Source organism: Nocardia uniformis NBRC 13702 (assembly GCF_001613345.1).
GTDB lineage: Bacteria > Actinomycetota > Actinomycetes > Mycobacteriales > Mycobacteriaceae > Nocardia > Nocardia uniformis.
In genome coordinates, this window is record NZ_BDCE01000046.1 from 1 (window position 1) to 17,617 (window position 17,617).

At 63.9% G+C, this 17,617-nt stretch carries 10 protein-coding genes; 6 read left to right on the forward strand and 4 right to left on the reverse strand.

The window, feature by feature from the left end:
• Positions 1-140: 140 nt before the first annotated feature.
• Together NU1_RS14820 and NU1_RS14825 are read right to left on the reverse strand one after the other, a co-directional pair.
• Positions 141-1,301, reverse strand: coding sequence for a hypothetical protein (locus NU1_RS14820; protein ID WP_067521762.1), 1,161 nt, complete (start codon positions 1,299-1,301; stop codon positions 141-143).
• A gap of 57 nt (positions 1,302-1,358) precedes the next feature.
• A complete protein-coding gene (locus tag NU1_RS14825) occupies positions 1,359-2,192 on the reverse strand; it encodes a hypothetical protein (protein ID WP_067521764.1) in 834 nt (277 codons plus the stop codon).
• A 133-nt stretch (positions 2,193-2,325) separates the two neighbouring features.
• On the opposite strand from NU1_RS14825, the gene NU1_RS14830 reads away from it, so the two are divergent.
• From NU1_RS14830 to NU1_RS42750, 6 genes are all read left to right on the forward strand, one after another.
• Entirely contained in the window at positions 2,326-3,651 is a 1,326-nt protein-coding gene (locus tag NU1_RS14830; RefSeq protein WP_067521766.1) for an exonuclease SbcCD subunit D, read from the forward strand.
• Positions 3,648-6,833, forward strand: a complete 3,186-nt coding sequence (locus tag NU1_RS14835) for an AAA family ATPase (RefSeq protein ID WP_067521769.1) — start codon at positions 3,648-3,650, stop codon at positions 6,831-6,833. Before NU1_RS14830 ends, NU1_RS14835 begins: the two co-directional genes overlap by 4 nt.
• Before the next feature lie 32 nt (positions 6,834-6,865).
• Positions 6,866-8,341: a hypothetical protein gene (locus NU1_RS14840; protein WP_067521771.1), complete on the forward strand. Its 1,476-nt coding sequence runs from the start codon at positions 6,866-6,868 to the stop codon at positions 8,339-8,341.
• Positions 8,338-9,150, forward strand: coding sequence for a hypothetical protein (locus tag NU1_RS14845; RefSeq protein WP_067521773.1), 813 nt, complete (start codon positions 8,338-8,340; stop codon positions 9,148-9,150). The genes NU1_RS14840 and NU1_RS14845 overlap by 4 nt, the downstream gene beginning before the upstream one ends.
• An 8-nt stretch (positions 9,151-9,158) precedes the next feature.
• On the forward strand, positions 9,159-13,646 hold the full coding sequence (locus NU1_RS14850; protein WP_067521775.1) for a coiled-coil domain-containing protein: 4,488 nt from the start codon (positions 9,159-9,161) through the stop codon (positions 13,644-13,646).
• Between the two features lie 464 nt (positions 13,647-14,110).
• On the forward strand, positions 14,111-14,731 hold the full coding sequence (locus NU1_RS42750; RefSeq protein WP_212761968.1) for a Wadjet anti-phage system protein JetD domain-containing protein: 621 nt from the start codon (positions 14,111-14,113) through the stop codon (positions 14,729-14,731).
• Between the two features lie 226 nt (positions 14,732-14,957).
• On the opposite strand, the gene NU1_RS14860 is transcribed toward NU1_RS42750, so the two are convergent.
• Both NU1_RS14860 and NU1_RS14865 read right to left on the reverse strand, forming a co-directional pair.
• Positions 14,958-15,437: a hypothetical protein gene (locus NU1_RS14860; RefSeq protein ID WP_067521776.1), complete on the reverse strand. Its 480-nt coding sequence runs from the start codon at positions 15,435-15,437 to the stop codon at positions 14,958-14,960.
• A gap of 269 nt (positions 15,438-15,706) precedes the next feature.
• The gene (locus NU1_RS14865; RefSeq protein ID WP_067521777.1) at positions 15,707-17,443 is read right to left on the reverse strand and encodes a hypothetical protein; all 1,737 of its coding nucleotides are present in this window, start codon (positions 17,441-17,443) and stop codon (positions 15,707-15,709) included.
• Positions 17,444-17,617 lie beyond the last annotated feature (174 nt).

Consider the following 17,617-nt stretch of genomic DNA (forward strand, 5'->3'; position numbering starts at 1 on the left):
GGGAGATCCCGCTTCGCCCGCCATGACTAAAGGAATGACGACGAGCGGGTTTTCCGACAGTCGCCGGTGACGGAACCTTGTGATAGGCATGGCCCGCATGGACTCCATGGCCTCCAGGCGCGCCAGAGCCGAAACCTTACTCATCTCGAGCTCCCTATCGAGGTATTGCCGACCGCGCCGATCAGCTCGGCGCGTAGCCGTGCGGCGTGGCGCAGGGCGACGGCCATCTCGACCTGCTCATCGTTCGGCTCGATCGCACCGCGTGCCAGGCCCAAAGCCATTGTCACGGTGTCGATGCCACCCAGCGGCTCGGTCACGATCGACCCGAGCACATCGAGCGAACCCGCCGCCCGTGCCCGTGACCGGCAGAAGTAGGCCATCTCGCAATGGCTGAGGCAATCCGGCCGGTAAGAGGCCGGTACGGCGTCCAGCGCGGCCAGCAGTTCGTCGCGAGGACGCTGTGGACGGCCGCTCTCGTCCGGGGAAAGGTCGAAGGTCAGCCCGTCGGGTAGCAGGTCGAGCAGGTCGCCGATGCGACCGATGCGAGATAGCTGGCGGGCGAGATTGTTGACCTGATTCCGCGCGTCGACAAACGCGCCCGTCGGGCGGTTGGTGAAGTTCTTGGGCCCGATCAGCACAATCTTGTCAGATACGATGTCGGGGTCGTCGATGCCCGCGGCGGTCAGCATGGCACGCAGCGCGAGGATGTACGCGCAGGCCTGGGTCGTCGCCGACTTCACCAGTGCGGCGTCGGCCTGCCCGTCCACAACCGGGAAGCTCTTGATCTCGACCACATACAGGCGGTCGCCGAATTTGAATGCCACCAGGTCCGGCTCGAGATACACCGGGTGGCCGCCGACCTCCATGCGCAAGAGCGGGTGGTCGTACAGGTGGCCGTTGCCCTTGCCGCGGGCGGCGGCCACGAGTAGGGACTCGGTCTTGGTGTAGCGGGCCGAGAGGCTGCTGTCGCCACCGACGTCATTGAGGTCTCGGTATCCGACCTGTGGAATCGGGAGTTCGAGAACCTCGCGGAGGACCCGGAGCAACTCGGCGCAGCCGTTGTCCTTGACCATCTTCTCGAAGCTGTTGCCGCGGGTGATGGCGAAGATGGATCGACCGAAGGGCGTCGGGTATCCGGCGTGGTCCGCGATGGCGGCCTTGTCGGAACCGGAGGTGTCCAGGACCGCTCGCAGTGTGCATCGGGGGTTGTTCTCCAGCGCGGCAAGTGATCTGGCGTTGTATCTCAGACGCGGTGCGGATCCACGCAACGCGTCCAAGCGGATGTCGGGAGCTACCTTCACGGCAGTGTGATTCCTTGGGGAGGAGGGAATGGGGGTCTAGAGGGTTGAACGGCAGAGTCAGCCGTCGGCTTGGTTGAGTCGGGCCTGACGCAGGGAGGAACCGAAGAGCTGCTGCTCATCGCTCAGCTGCTTGCGGGCTCGCCGCGCTGACGCCGCTCGGGTCGCATGGTCGGCGTCGAGGTGAACCTCCAGCTCGGTGCGAGCCGCGGCGATCACCCGGTCGATATCGGGAACTATGAGGGTCGAGTTCGGCGGCATGGCTTCGGGGATATTGGTGGCGAAGCGCCACAGTAGGCGCATCGCGATCGGCGTGGGTTCCGAACCAGCCGACCGCATCCCGAGAATGGCTTCGGCGATTCGAACCGCGCCGGTCAGGAAGTTCACCCTGGGCGAGAGCGGGCCGACGATGCGCTGCTCCAGTGACCAGGTGCTGATCGTGATCAAAGCCCTTGCCGGGGAGAGCAAATCGTGATTGAGCGCTGGGCACAGGTAGTACGGCCGGGAACCGGGAGCTGAGCGGTAGGAGCGTTCCTCGTCGCGGCGCAGGCTCGACAGCTTCGACGCCGATAGATCACCGGGGAAGAATGCTTCGTGGACATCGACGATCAACTTGGGTGCGGCCGGAGCCTGGAGCAGGACCAATGCTCGCTGCACGTGTTCGCGGGCGGGCAGAGCCATCGAGCGCGGTTCGGCTGCCGTCGCCTCTTCGGTCACGACGGTCGCTGCGGGGGGCTCGTCGGCTTCGATGAGGGCATCCCAGGCGCGTTCGGCTCGGCGTAGCTGCGCCCGGAGTTCGCCGGCTCGCTCCGAATCCCGGGCGGTGGACGCGTCGCGGATAGCGCGACGCAGCTCGGCGATGCTCTTCTCCAGTGCGTCCAGTGGGTTGCTCATGGCACCGGAGCGTACCAGTGTTCCAGAGTTTTCCAGACTTCTTCCCGAGTATGGGGTAGCCTCGTGTTGCTCGACTCCACTCGACCGCGGCGGCGCACCGAATGCCCGCCCGCTACCTTCTTCGGAGAACCTCGTGACCGCACGCGTGTTCCATACCTCCGATTGGCATTTGGGCCGCCAGATCGCAGGACGCCATCGACGCGACGCCGAATTCGACGCCGTCCTACACGAAATCACTGAAATCGCAGTCGATTCTGCTCCCGACGTGATCGTGCACAGCGGCGATCTCTTCGACGGTCCCCGTCCTAGTCTGGACGACATGCGCCGCGCCGCGCACGCGCTTCGGGGACTCGGTAAAATCGCGCCGGTAGTAGTGGTGGCAGGCAATCACGACACGTCGTACGTGCTGTCCTTCCTGAAGTTCATGTTGAGCGATCTGGGGACCCGGCCCGATGATGAAGTCCGGGTGCGCTTCGCGACGGACGCTCGACCCGGTAGTCTTCTGGTGGCCGAGTATCCTACTGCGCGTGGGGAATTGGCAGTCCGTATCGGCGCACTGCCATATCTGCATCCAAATCGGTTCGCCTACGAATTCGCCGACCCCGCCACGGCGACGGCGACCTACGCCGAGCGGATGCGGGTCGTGCAGGCCGACGTCTACCGCCGCCTCGCCCACAATCGCGGTCCGCGTGACGTTCTGGTATTCGCCGCACACCTGTTCGTCGAGGGCGCCACGCCGTCCCGCTCCGAGCGACCGATCTCCATCGACTCGGACTACGCCGCCATCGCTACCAATTTGCCGCTGGTGGACTACGGCGCACTCGGGCACATTCACAAACCGCAGCGCATCGACGGGATCGGCTTCCCGGCCCACTACGCGGGTAGTCCGCTCCAAATGGACTTTGGCGAGACTCGTGATACCAAGAGTGTCATCCTGGCCGAGATCGCTCCGGGCAGGGAACCCCGAATCGAGGTCACCCCACTAGAATCCGGTCGGCGGCTGGTCAAGCTCGCCGGAACCCTGGACGAGATCAGACAGACCGCGGGTCGCGTTGGTGATGCCTGGGTGAAGGTCACGGTCCACACCGACGGTCCCACCCTCGCCCTGGCGGAGACCCTCACCGAGATGTTGCCGAAAGCGACGATTGTCGACATCGATGAACTTCGTCCGGGCGCCGAGGTCCACATTCTCGACCACGCGACGACCGCTGCGGACCTGCCCAGTGTCGAAGACTTACTGCGCGAATATCTTTCCGACGGTCGAGTCATGGGACCGGCCCTGGACCGCGTCATGTCCACGCTCTCCCACCTACAGGCGGACCCGGATCCGACCGACCGGACATCTTGCTGCGAGGAGAACCTGCTGACGGCCGCGATCGAAGGCCGCGGCTTCGACGGTATCGATCGATCCGGCGTGCTGACCGGTTCCGAGTCCACGGTCACGGAAGCCCTGTCATGAAGCCTGTCAACCTTGCTGTGCGGGGATTCCGCAGCTATCCCGATCCGGTCACCATCGACTTCACCGGCAAGGGTTTGACCGCAGCACTCGGTGACACCGGTGCCGGCAAGAGCAGTCTGCTGGAAGCGATCACGTTCGCCCTCTTTGGCAAGAGCTCCTGGGACGGCCGCGAGACCAAACATCTCATCGCCGACCAAGCGGTCGCGGGCAGTGTCGATCTCACCTTCACGCACGGAGGCCACCGGTGGCATGTGCACCGCACGATCCACGCCACCAATTCCAATGCGGGACGCCATCATCTGAAGAACATGGATACCGGCGACGAGGTCGACGGCGCGACGCCGGTGACCAACCGCATCGAAGCTGTCCTGCAACTGGGTTACGGCACGTTCCTTCGGGTCGGGCTCCTGCCACAAGGGAAGTTCGACCAGCTCCTGACCTCTGCTCCCAGGGACCGCACCAAACTTCTGCGCGAGCTGTTCGGTGCGGACTCACTGGCATCGGTCCAGGATGTCGCTCGAGACCGTTGCGCGAACTTGAAAGAGCTACTCGCCGTGGCGAAGTCCAAGCGTCTGGACATCCCGACACACCCGGAGGAGACCGCCGCGGAAGCCGGTGCGAAGGCCGCGGCGGCTGAGGACTTGGCGGCACGTCTGAGTGCATCCATCGACGCCATGAACAAACTGCAGGAACAGGTCTCGGCGGCGCGGACCGCAGCCGAAGCGGCGCAGGTGGCGGCGCGGAGACTTGCCGACGGGGTGGTGCACGACGTCGCCGCGACACTGGACAGGCTCGAACCGGTCGCCGAACGGCTCGAAACCCAACGTGCAACCCTCGAACACAGTGCTTCCGAAATCGCGGACCGTGAAGCGGGTTTCGCCGCGGAGATTCAACAGCGAGAACATCGTGGCGAGGGACTGGGTCCACTCACCAAGGCCGCGACGATTCTCGAACACCTCGCAGCACGCGTCGATACCCATCGCGTGGAGCGCCGCAATCTAGATGTCAACACGGCCCAACTCGCCGCCGACGGCGACCAAATTGCCTCGGATGAGGCAGAATTGAACATTCGGATCGAAAAGGCACGGCCGCTGATCGACGCGGCTGCTATGGCCACCGAGGTCGGTCGCGAAGTGCGAAGCCGCGAGGGTGCACTCCGTGGACAGATCGCCGACGCGATGAAGGCCGCACTCGGAATCACCGCCGCGGTCGCAGCGTGTGGGTCTGCGACTGGGGAGCTGGAAGAAGCGAACAAGGCTGTCGCCCGCCTCGAGCAGGAGATCATCGCCGTGGAAGACGCGGTAACCCGCGCCGAGGAGAGACAGAGCGCGCTCGACCTGCACAATCGCGCAGCTCTGGTCGCGGCCGATCTCCACCCGGGTGACGACTGTCCGGTGTGCCAGCAACAGGTACCGGATCCCTTCGAGGCCGGTTCGACCGCAAGCGCCGAAGAGATCCGAAAGGCGAAGGCCGCGACGCGCGATGCCAGGCGGCGGCGCGACAAGATCAGTGATGAGCTCGGGCAGTGCAAGGCAAGAGTCACAGCAGCTTTGCGCGCTGTATCGAATGGTGCGGAGAACCGGTGTGCCGCGGAGTCGGAGGCGCGGCGTTCCGCCGACGCCACGCGCGCGAAGTTCGACGAATTCTCCACTCTTGCAGCACGAGTCGGCGGATCGTTCGACGCTGCCGCCGCCTCCGCCGCCCTCGACGCCGCGATGGGCACACTGGCCGTGCAGTCCGACCGCCACGCTCCGCATCAGCACCTGGCCGAACCGATCATCTCGGCGCTCGTAGCGTGCGATGAGGCGGTCTCCGCCCACCTCATGAAACTACGTGACGCCGAATCACTGGCCACCAACACCATTACGGTCGAACGTGAGCTGCTTGTCAGTCGTCGGAGTGCCTACGCCGCCGCGACCGAGGCTGCCAGTTCATCGTCGTCCCGAGAAACCGATGCGATAGCCCGCACGGCCGCGGACATCCATGCGTTGCCCAGCCGCATACGATGCTTGTTGCCCAGCGAAGTAGTTGAAATAACAAGCGATTCCGTCGAAAAGGCACTATCGGCGGTCGCTGCCGGGAAGTCCGAGATCGAGAGTCTGCTCAGTGCCCTGGAAGCTGGGCGTGTCGCGAACTCCGCCATACTCACCCGGCAGCGCGACCTCGAACAGGAGACCAACCGGCTCCTGGCGCGGCCGCTCGCCACACTCCGAAGTGAACTCGACGCGTGGGGGAAGGAACTGCTCCGCGCGATCCACCATTTCGACCGCAGTCGCCAACATCAGGTACCCCGAACGCCCGCCGAACCGGGCATCTCCGAGGTCCGCGCGTTCGCCGCCGATCTGCTCGAAATCACAGCGGCCGTCGACACCGCCCTGTCCGGTGCCTGTGCCGCCCACGCCGCCGACCTCGAGAAGGCGACCGCCAATCTTGTCGGTGCAGCCGCGCAGCTGGCCGACGTGGCCGACTTCGACGCTGCAGCTGACATGACCACCGCAAAGGCCGTTCACCCGTTCATCGACGCGAGAGCGGTGGCGCGCGGAGACGCTGAGCGGTGGCGTGAGATACAGCGCGCCGTGACGGCCCAGATCCAGCAGGCCGCAGACCTCGACTTCGCGATCGCGGCCGGCCAAGCTCGAATCGAAGCGTTGGACGTGCTGCGACGGGAACTCGTCGACGCCAGGTTCCTCGGATACCTGACGAAGCTGAACACCCGCGCGCTGCTCGGCATTGCGAGCGCACTGCTCGGGCAGCTGACCGACAATCAGTTCGGGTTCGCCGACAACTGCGACATCGTCAGCCGCAACAGCAAGGTCGTCCATAGCGCGAATCGGCTCTCCGGCGGGGAGAAGTTCCTGGCATCGCTCGCGTTGGCGCTCGCCTTGTCGGAGTTGCATTCTCGTAGTGGACCGCGCCTGGGGTCACTGTTTCTCGACGAGGGCTTCGCGACCCTGGACACCGCGGCACTGCAATCGGCGCTCGATGTCCTGCGTGCCCAGACCGGCGGCGACCGCCTCGTCATGGTGATCAGTCACCTGCATGCGGTCGCCGAAGCTGTTGACGATGTTCTCTGGGTCGAGCGACCGATCGGGGGCGGCTCCGCGGCGCGGTGGCTCACCGCGGACGAACGCGACAGGTTGATAAACGCGGATCTGTCCAGCGGTCTGCAAATGCTGGCCTAGCCCGCACTGATAGGGGAGGGGCGAAAACCACGATGTCCGAAGCGAAGGGGCGTGGCCGGGACACTCTCGGCCTGGCGACGCGAGTGAAGGCACTCGCCGTGGCCGATCCGGTACTCGATTTGGAACGACGTAAGTCGTTGCTGACCTCACGAGACTGGACCGGCTATCAGATGGAGGAGCTTGCCCTGACCGCGATCGATACCGTCACTCTGAAGATGGATTTCGAAGACGGCGCCAAGCACGAGGACGTGGTGAGCGCGGTGGCCCGCGTGGCGGGGATCCATATGCCCGACCGCTCCACCGACGAGCACACCGAGGTGGCCAGGTGGGTCCTTGACAGCCTCGTGAACGTCGGAACCGTCGATCGAAGCTTCAGCCACGTATACGGCGTCATGTCGGACGGCTCCTACACGTCACATGTTTTCTCGTTCAAGCTGTTACGCGAGGTCGCCGGGCTCGATGGTCGTCCGCGGCTCCGTGCGTCGGACGAGGCGATCGCGGTGTTGGTGGGCGCGGTCGACATCGACATCGCGTCCGAGCAGGTGGCCGCCGACGCGAAGCTCGACGCATTGGTCAAGCGCGGCAGATTGATCGACGCACACCGCACAGCGGAGACCGCGCTGCGCCTCACCGCGCAGTACGCCGAACACATTCGCACCCAGCTGGACGGTATGCGTCGCGACATTCGCTCGGTGCGCTGGGAACGCGATGTCCAGCGCATCCAATCCGACGCGCTCGCGCATATCGAGGGGTGCATCAAAACCGAGAACACGATCAAGGGCAATGTGATCGGGCTGATGGAAAACGGCACCGAGGACGCGACACCGGCCCAAGCCGCAGACCTGATCACCATCCTAGAGGAATGCCTGCGACGGCACGCGGCGCTGCAAGCGAATCTGCAGGAGGTGGGCGACCGGTTTCGGGCCGAACAGGAGCGGCAAGCGTTCGTGCCGCCCCCTAGCCGTTCCTACGTCGATCTGGGTCACCAGTTGCTGGAGCCCGTCCTGAATCTGCCTGTGCAGCAGGCAGGTCCGTTGCTGGAGCGGTTCGCCACCGCGGCGACGCCACCTCGCCGCCCCACGGTCCTGTTCCTGCCGGACCTGATCACCAGCTTGCTGACCATACCGCCCGAGAGCGACGCCGACGACGGGTTGATTATTGAGCCCGAACTCGACGACGACGCTCTCCTACCCGCGTTCGTAGAGGACCAGTACATCGCCCTCGAAGGTGTGTTGAAGCGCGTGGATCACGACGGAATCCGCCTGTCCGCGCTGCTCGCCGAGGCGCGTGGCGTGGCGGTCGGTGCGTCGGGGCTGAGAAGTCTCGATCACCTTCTCGCCCTGCATGTGCTGGGGCTCTTCGGCGCACCGCGTTCTGATCCCGCACACGGCACCGTACTCGCGGCCGTGGCGGACCACTGTCAACTGGACGACGATGTCTTCGCTGGAGACGACCTGCTGGTGGTTCGCGGTCGAGTCTCCGGTAGGGCGAATGGAGAGGACTCATGAACTTCGACGACGCGGCCGCGGCGAACAAATTGCTCGCCTTCGGATTCCAGTCGGCACTGACACCCAGCCGGAGCGTCGAGTACCAGGGCCTGGTGAAGCGGTGTCGTACTGATCCCGAGTTCGTCCAGTTGGTGCACGCGGTCGCACGGGGATTCGAACTGACGATCATCGCGATAGACAACCGTGCCGGGCTCGTTCTGGGTACCACCGCCGACACCCAATTCGCCGTCAAGGTCGGCGATCACATATCGAAGACCGCCGACCGTCCCATCGCGGCATTGGCGCATTTGGCCATCGCCGCCCTCGCCTTCTATCGGCCCGAGGATCTCGACGACGACGTCCATGTCGGCCGGGTCACGATTCATCATGTCGACGTGATGGTGGAACAGGCCGCGAAGCAGTTGAATCGTCGTGCCGTGGAGGTCGGTGCCGATGAAGGTGTGCCGGTCGACAATCCGAACCTGTTGCAGCTGTGGCGCTACTACCAGCGTCGGAACCAGGTCAGTGCCACCGGTGATGATCGTGCGCTTGCCACCAGTCGGCGGGCCATCATCAAGCGCGTCGCAGAGTACTTGGCGGACAACGGAATGCTGCGTCGCGCTGGGAACGAGAACGGCGGCACCTACAACACCACCGCCAGATACCAGATTCAGGTGCGTGAACTTGCGGGTCAGCAGATGCTCGGCCAACTCGCCGAGCTCGGCGTCACGGTCGGCGCGGACGGCAATCCCACCGCCGCCGACCCCGACACGGATGAATCCGTCCCCCCGGCACCCTTGTCCGAGAACGTAATCGAGCCAGGAGTCTGATCCTCGCAATGTACGAGCTGAACCGTGTCCGTTTGTACAACATCGGCCCGACGAAGGCCCGCTATGACGATGTCCTGCTGGACCTTTCCGACGGCGGTCCGTCGATCCCGGCCGGTGCCTTGATCCCGTCCCCGGGGCAAGTGTTCAGGCGCCCCGCGCTGGCCAGCCTGCTAGTCCTCGAGAACGGCGGCGGCAAGTCGGTGTTCATCCGCATGCTGTTGTCGACCGTGTTGTCCGAGCGGCAGTCCCGCAAAGGCCGGGAAGCCCTACGCGCGTATGTGGTTTCGGCGGCCTCTCCTTCCCATATCGCGCTGGAGTGGGCGAACGTTCGAACCGGTGAGACACTGCTGACGGGTCAGGTGCTCGTGCCGACGTCGGACGGAAAGCTGGAGCGACTGTTCTACTCGCTCAACCCCACCGATGGCACCGGCTTGTCGACGTTGCCGTTCGCGGTGGACCGGCGCAGGCTGTCGATGAACGCATTCCACGACGCGCTGAAACGACTGGATGCGGAGGATCGGGGGCTGCGTCTGGAGGTCGAAAAGCGGCAAGGCGCGTGGGAGGGTCATCTACGTCGACTGGGCTTGGAACCAGACCTGTTCGCCGTGCAGCAGGCGATGAACGTCGACGAAGGCGATGCGGCGGAAGCGTTTAAGACCACCTCCGGCCGCCAGTTCGTCGAATGGCTGTTGAGCAAGGCCCTCGACGCCGAGAACTACGTTGAACTTGGAAAGGCCTTCAACGCGTACGCCAAGAACATCGGTCGCCGGGATCAGCTTCTCCTGGACCGCGACTTCTCCTCGGAAACCGCCGGTGCTGCGAGCAGGCTCGCCGCTGATCATGCCCGGCACACCTCGGCAATCAGCGCGGCCCACACCGCTGCGCTAACCCTGACCGACCTCGCCGGTGCGATCCACACATCGGTTCGGATGTCGGGGGATGCGCGGCACAAACTCGGGGAGGATCGTGATTCGGCAAATTCGAATGTTAAGGCCCACAAGACTATTCGTGACGAGGCCGAGTTGGTGGGCAAGGAGGTGCTGCGTCTGACCCTGCTGCTCCGACTCGAGGCCGCGCGGACCCTGGCCGGTGTGACGAGCGGGCAGCTCGACGACATACGTCTGGATATCGCGGGCTGGACCTTGGTTCCCAAAGTGTTGAAGCGCGCTACCGCCGACGAACAGTACCGTGTCGCCGTTGATCTGCTCGGAGCGGCGGAACAAGCCGCCGGTACGGCCCGCCGACGACGAGACAACGCCGGGGCCCGCTATGCCGGGGCGTTGACCAGTGCCGCGCAGAACTGCAAGAACCAGGCCGAGGATGTCGAGGGCAAGCGTGACGAAGCCGCCGAGGCGGCCGCTGCCGCCGATGGCCGGGCAACCGCCGATGAGCAGCAAGCGGCGAGAAAATCGGGAACCGCCGAACTCCTTGTCGAACAGGCCGACTCCGTTGACGGTCGCGTCGAGGACGCGCGAGCCAGCGGTCTGCTCCACGATGGCGAACTCGTCGCAGAGGCCAAGGATCGTCTGCGCGACAACGCGGAAAGACTCCAATCAGCCGCTATCCGAGTCAGCGAGATGCACAAGGAGCTGGAACGGGAGAGTCGGCAACTCGGCAAAGCGGCGGGAGAGCTCATCGAGCCCGAGGTCAACGCACGACGCGCGGCTGCGGACGCCGCTGGCGCTGCGCGCGAATCCGCCACTGCTGCAGCAATTCTCACCTCCGACGAGACGCTGCGCGCGCTGGCCGAACTCGATATCTCCGAGGCGGTACCCGGCGGAGACCCAGAGTTGTGGCTCGAGGAGAACGCGTCGACCTTTCACAACCTTGCTGCGGCAGCGGCCGCGGCGGCGAAGGACCGTCTCGAGGAATTGGCCGTCGGCAATAGGGCCGATCAGCGGCTCATCGAGGCTCTCACCATGCAAGACGAGGCCCTGCTCCCGCCCCGAGCGGAGGTCGGAGAGCTGATCGATCTGCTCGCAGACGGTGGAGTCAACGCGATGGCGGGGTGGCGGGCGCTGGAGCAGGTGGTGAACCCTCGGCGCCATGCCAACGCCATTCAAGCCTGGCCGGCACTCGTCGACGGAATCGTCGTGCCGGACCTGTCGAGCCTGGAGCGCGCCCGCGAGTTGCTGGCCGAGGCACGGCCACTCCCTGCGACGGCGGTCCTTGTGGCTACCACAGCAGCACTGGAAGCGGAGGTATCGGAGCCGCTGGACGGCTTCGTCGTCGAGCCGACACCGGCACTGCACGATCCGCAGGCGGCGGCGGAGCTGCGAGAACAGGCTCGGATACGCATCGACGAGCGACGTCATCCGATGGACGACCTGATCGAGCGTGAGTCCGCGGCCGCAGAACTGAGACTTCGGCTCGGCCAGTGGATACACGGGCACCCAGCGGGGACGATGGAACGATTGCGCCATACCGTGGCATCGACCGCCGCCGCCGCCCATCAAGCCAAGGCTGTCCTCGACGGTGCCAACGAGCTGCAGGCGCGGGCAGTGGATGCCTATGACCAACATGTAGCAACCGTTGCAGCAGCCGAATCCGCCGCACAGGCGGCGGTCCGTGCGGCCGAGTTCGTCGAACGGCTCGCGACCGACGCGGCGAAAGCCGCCGAAGCCCGCGCCGCGGCCGCATCACTGCTGGCCGAGGCCGCCGGACACCTGGAGACCGCTCGTGAACAACGCGCTACAGCGGGCCGACTACACGGACAGGCCACCGAATTCGCGGTCCGGGCCGAGTCCATCCGCGTCCGGGGCGACGCCCACACCGAACGACTCAGAAAAGTCGTCTACGGCACCGAGCCACTCGGCGGTGGTGTCGACGAAACAGACTTGGCCGCACTCGACATCGCCTACAGCGAAGCCGAAGCGGGATTCCGGGCAGTGATCGTGGGGGAGGATCTCGAGCAGCTGGTCCGGATTGCTCAACAATCGCTGCACGATATCGATGTGGAATTGGGGAGCGAGCCCGAGGAAGCTGTCGATCGGGCGAATTTCCTGGCAGGGACCTCCGAAGCGGGAAGTCCCGACTCGCTCGAGGCGGTGAAGCGACAACTCGGCCGGCACGCCCAGCAGCTGAGCACGGACTACGACGAGCAGAAGGAACAGATCGGCGCCCTGGCAGCCGAGACACGATCGGTCAGTAGACAGAACGAGTTGCCCTGGACTGATCTGGATGCGCAGTGGACACCGACCAACCCTGAGCATGGCACTGAGCTCGTTGCGCAAGCCGCGGCGAAACTGCACGATGCCGACGAGCTGCTCGAGGCGGCAACCGCGTTAGAAAGGACCGCGGAGCAGCGGCTACGAAATGCCGATGACACAGCACGCGAGATGGAGGCCGTGCACCGGGGACTCCGAGCGGCGACTCGAAAACTGCAGATACCGCAAGAGGCGACACCGTTCGCTGGTACAGCCGACGAAGCACAGCGCACCGCCGATGCCGCAGTCCGTGACTACGGGGAGACCGTCGACGAATTGAACGCGGCCGAGGGCGCGGTCCGGGACGCGACCAGCGAATTCCGGAGCACCACCGGCCATCCCCGATTCAATCGACTCAAAGCCCCCATCTACAAACAGATTACCGAGATCGACCAGGTGTCACTCGTGCAACGTGCTCAACAGTGGGCATCGCAGCTGGCAGAACGGGCCGCGAGCTTGACCAGCGATCTCGAGGACTCCGATCGCCACCGGAAGCTGCTGATCGAGCAACTACAGCACCAGGTCAATGAAGCATTGACCCTGCTGGACAAAGCCGAACGACTTTCCCGCCTGCCCGACGAGGCAGGAGTGTGGGCCGGACGCAGGGTCTTGAAGATCGGCTTCGTCAAGCCCGAGCCACAGCTGCTGGCAGCGCGCATCGCGGAAACTGTGGACGACAACGCTCGCAGCCAAGCCGCCATCGGTGGCAGAGACCTGGTGTTGCGCTGTGTGGGGACCGCAGTGCCCCGTGACTTCAAGGTGGAGGTTCTCAAACCCGACTCCGGCGACCGCGCCGAGTACGCCTCGATCAGCGAGATGGCAAAAGTCTTCTCCGGTGGTCAGGAGCTCACCGGCGCGATCATGCTGTACTGCACACTCGCCGCGCTACGGGGTAGCACAAGAACGACCCGGGGCAATCGCATGGGCGGAATGCTGATCTTGGACAACCCGATCGGCAAAGCGAGCGCGGACTACCTCCTGAATCTGCAGATGAACATGGCCGCGGCACTGGGCGTCCAACTCATCTACACCACCGGAAGCATGGAGGACCGGGTACTGGCCACCTTCCCACTGTGCATCCGACTGCGCAACGACGCCGATCAACGAACGGGGACAAGGCATCTGCACGTCGTGGATCGCGTGGTCAACGAGAACGACGATGACCAGGTGACGGGCCGAGTCTCGACCGCACGGCTCATGGTGAAACCACGCGAGCAGGTCCGAGATTCCGATGACAACCCATACATCGGACAGGGGGACCTCGACAGCCAAGTGGTTGGCGAATTGTGATGACCGACTCGGTGGGGAACCTCGAACTGAGCTCGCTCTCGGAGTCGGCGGCATATCTTGTGGCCCTCGTGAACTCGGCGGCGGAACGACGCCTCGAGCAGTCCGCGATTCTGTCGGCATTCGCTCGGGCATGTCCGGGAACAGCCGGAACGGTCCATGGCCGTCGCGTTCTGTCCGCGCTGTTGGACGAGCTTGCCGACCATGCTCTTGTGCAGCTGCCCAAAGGTCGTGACGGCTGGGATGACGTCCAGCCCCCGCTACCGCGATGGCTTCGGGTTCCCTCGGTATCGAAGACAGACGTGAACGTCGAACGTACTCGGGCACAGGTTCTTTGGCGTCGGGAACTCAACTGGGCGGCGTCTGAGAGGCTGACCGGCGGCCAGCTCGACGTCCTCAAAAGGATCAATCGCTGGCTGCGTGACACTGACACTGACGGCGACGGTGCTGGTCGGACCATCGTCCCAATGCGTGAGCGCTCCCTGGAGATCTTTGGTGACGAGAAGCGACTCGACGCACTGCTGGCAACCACCCTCTTCGCGCCCGGTCGACTAACTCTGGCCGCGCTGTTCGCGGAGCGGATTCCCCCGCCCCTGGCATACGAGCGGGTCGGTACCGGCGGCATCGTTCTCGTAATCGAGAACAGCGATACCTTCGAATCCGTCCGCACGGCTCTGACGAAAGACTGTGGCCACGTGAGTTATGTCGTGTTCGGAGGGGGCCACGCCTTTGCGGCGTCGGTTACACGGATCGCAGCACTGGACGATGTCACCGACATCGCCTACTACGGCGACCTCGACCGTGACGGACTGATAATCCCGCAGCGAGCCAACGCAGGTGCTCTCTCCGCTGGACTCCCGCCGGTCCGCCCCGCCCACGGGCTGTACCGACTCCTACTTCGTCGAAACCTCAGGGGTCGATCATTGGGCACAATGCCGACACTCGATGTCGAGCGCTGCGTCTCATGGCTTCCGGAGAACATTCGCCAACCAGTTGCCGAAGTATTTCTCGATGGGGGTCGATTGGCTCAGGAAGCGACGGGAGCAGTCATGCTTCGACACGACGATTCCTGGCGTGCCGACCTCTAATTGGCGAGCCTCACCGGGAAAACGATCCACGACGAACTCTAGACCGCCGTAAACCGGCATTGCCTGCTCACCCGCATCGAGTCGGCCAGCACCAAACATCCGCTCCTGCCGCGGGGGTGAGATCGCGTGTGGCGCAGCACATCCACTCTCCGGCTTGCAAGGAGTGCCGAACGGGGCACAGGTCGCGGGGGGTGACATCTCGGTTAAACATTCCTTGACTGCGGTGTCAGCTAAGCCCGAGTCTCTCTCGGAGTTCCGGACCGTGATGCACCACGTCGGTGTTGCCTGGCAGGGATTTGAAGTCAGACGGGACGAGTCGGCGACCGATTGCTTTCTCCAGACAGCGGAAGCAGACCCAGCCGTCGAGTCCTGAACTTGCCCACAACTCGTCGTGTACCACGTAGAGGTCCGCGTCGGGGCTACTGCACTCGTCGCACCGCATATCCATCGTGTAGGGCGTCCATTCGTACCGGTGAACCGCCCCGTTGTCCCACTCGATCTCGCGCCACCCATGGTCGCCGCGAATCCGCGTGGGGCGTGCCCTACGCAACTCGGCGTAGTCCGCTGTGAGGTCCTGGATCGATGATTCTACGTCGACAAGGTCACCGTCGGGCAGGTTCAGATCCCCGTCGAGTTCGTCGTCGTAGCCCGAGACGGTCAGGTCCCAGAGATTCAAGTCCTGCAGATGAAAGTCGAAGCCGGTCACAAGGGAGACAGTATCGAGCTGTCGGTCGGGAGACGTTCACGCGCGCCGACTTCGGCTGTCGGCACACGATTCTGGTCTGCTGCCCTCTCCTGCGCATCCCTGGCGTCAGGCCCCCTGTGCGCACTGCGCGAGTCGATCCTGTCGGCAAAGTCTATCGGCGAGCCACTCGGTCTGCAGGAAGTCCAGACAGTGGTCTACAGAGGTTGTTCCAGATTCGCTTTCCCGTACCGCGCTGATTATTGCGGTATCGGCTGTGTTGGATAGCTGGTCTACATCATCGGGACCGTTTGCGCCGCATCGTAAAATTCCCGTTTCCACACCCCGGGATCGGTGGGGCGGGGCTGGTCCGCCGCGTTTGTGGCAGATATCCACATCCCTGGCAAGTAGAGTGCTTTTTCCAGGTCGGGATGTTCCTTCAGCTTGGCGCGGAAGTATCGGATGACGTTCTTGCCGCGTTGCGGGTTATGGAATGCTACGGCCATATCGCACTCTTCATTGGTTGTGACACCGAGTTCGAGAAGGTGGCAACGGAATTTCAGGTAGTCACGGAGTTCCTGGAATGAAGTCATGGTGGTGAGGATGATGATCCACGCATGCAGGTCGGCCACGGCGATCCGTTTGTCCACGACCGCGGTGGGCAGCAACTGCAGCATCTCCGGGTAGGACAGTGATGCGCCGTAATTGTGCAGGACAATGCCCAGCGCAACCGTGTGACCGCTATCGGTGTATGTGACTCCGGCGCCGTCGACTATGGGGGTGCCGTTCTCGAGAGCTTCGAGCCGTTTGCGAAGCTGGTCGACGACTTTCGAAACCTGTTGCGTAAAGGCTCTATCCACGCTCGTCGTATTTGCAGGTACTTCCATTGCTTTAACTTCGCCGATGAGCTGCACCCGGCGGTTGATGAGCGCGCAGTCGATGTCAGGGTTGTTCTCACCGGGGATTGCGATCGTCATGGGGCGTGGAGGTTGTGGGCCGATCAGGTGGTGGAACGACTGCCGTAGGCATTCCTGGCTGACGCGCTCGTACAACTCGCCCTTGCTGAGTTGGTGCGAGCCGCGATTGCGGTGTTGTAGGAGCTTGTCGTCAACTGCTTTGAGTAGTGCTCGCTCCATGCCGAGCCGGATCGTTCCCAAGGCAATGGGTGCGATGCCGTCTGTGAATGCTATCCAAGGTCGGGTTTCGAGTTCGGGGGACAGAGCTATGTCAACGAACCGCTTCTTCGCGAACTCGCCAGCCTTTTTTGCCAGGTTTTCGGCGATGAATTCAGATACGGGATCGGTCCATGGTGTGACCACCAAGTCGCTGCCGTCGCTCAGTCTTCCGTACTGTACGGCAATCCCCATGGACCGGTCGATATTGGCGGCAGTGAACTGGGGCAGGGCCGCAAGATAGTGATCATCGGCCTCGATCTGACGCCCGATCTCCGTGCAGATCATTCGGGAGACCCAGTTGTATCGGATGACCTGCGAGCTTGTTCGGGACAGAAACTCTCGCCCTGGCGCCCTTTGCACCGCCATGGACATTCCGTCTGAGGGCACACGGTAGTCATCGGCAGTGTTCGAGGCTGTCCACCATCGGCCGGCATGGAGGAAGTACCGCTGTAGCACGGCGGGATCATCACTGTCGCCGGAGGCGCCGACCGCGAGTACCCACAAAAAGCGGTTGAGCAGGGTGTGTTGCGACAACAAGTGTCGGGCGTCGCTGTTTGCCGGCCACCAGGCCGAGACCGCCGCCTTCGGCGACAAGACAGTCAGCAATCGCTCACACACCTTGGCTGAGCGCTCGGCCACAGCCAGGAAAGGCCGCGGGTCCGGGCTCTCTACCGGGTTAGGCACAACCCCCTGCTGCCAGCTGTGGAGCCAGCGAGACATTCGTTCGGTGTGCTCGCGAGCGATCTGTTGTTCTGCTGGCGGCAAGAAGGCGGCATCGTCGAAACCTGCGTGCACTTGGCTCCCTCCGGGTAAGGGCTCATGCGTATCGAGCACCTCACTCTTGACCGGCGTCATCAGACGTCGACAGTATCGAACGAATGACACTGTCTACCAGTCGATTTCCGAGGCTTCTGGCCGTCGTCGGCGGCGGCCAGAAGCCTCGGGATCCGACGACACCAGGGATTGTTGCCTGGCGCGCATTTTCCGGTCCTTTGGCCGGAATTCTTCGGCTACCGTCAAGTTCCGTGG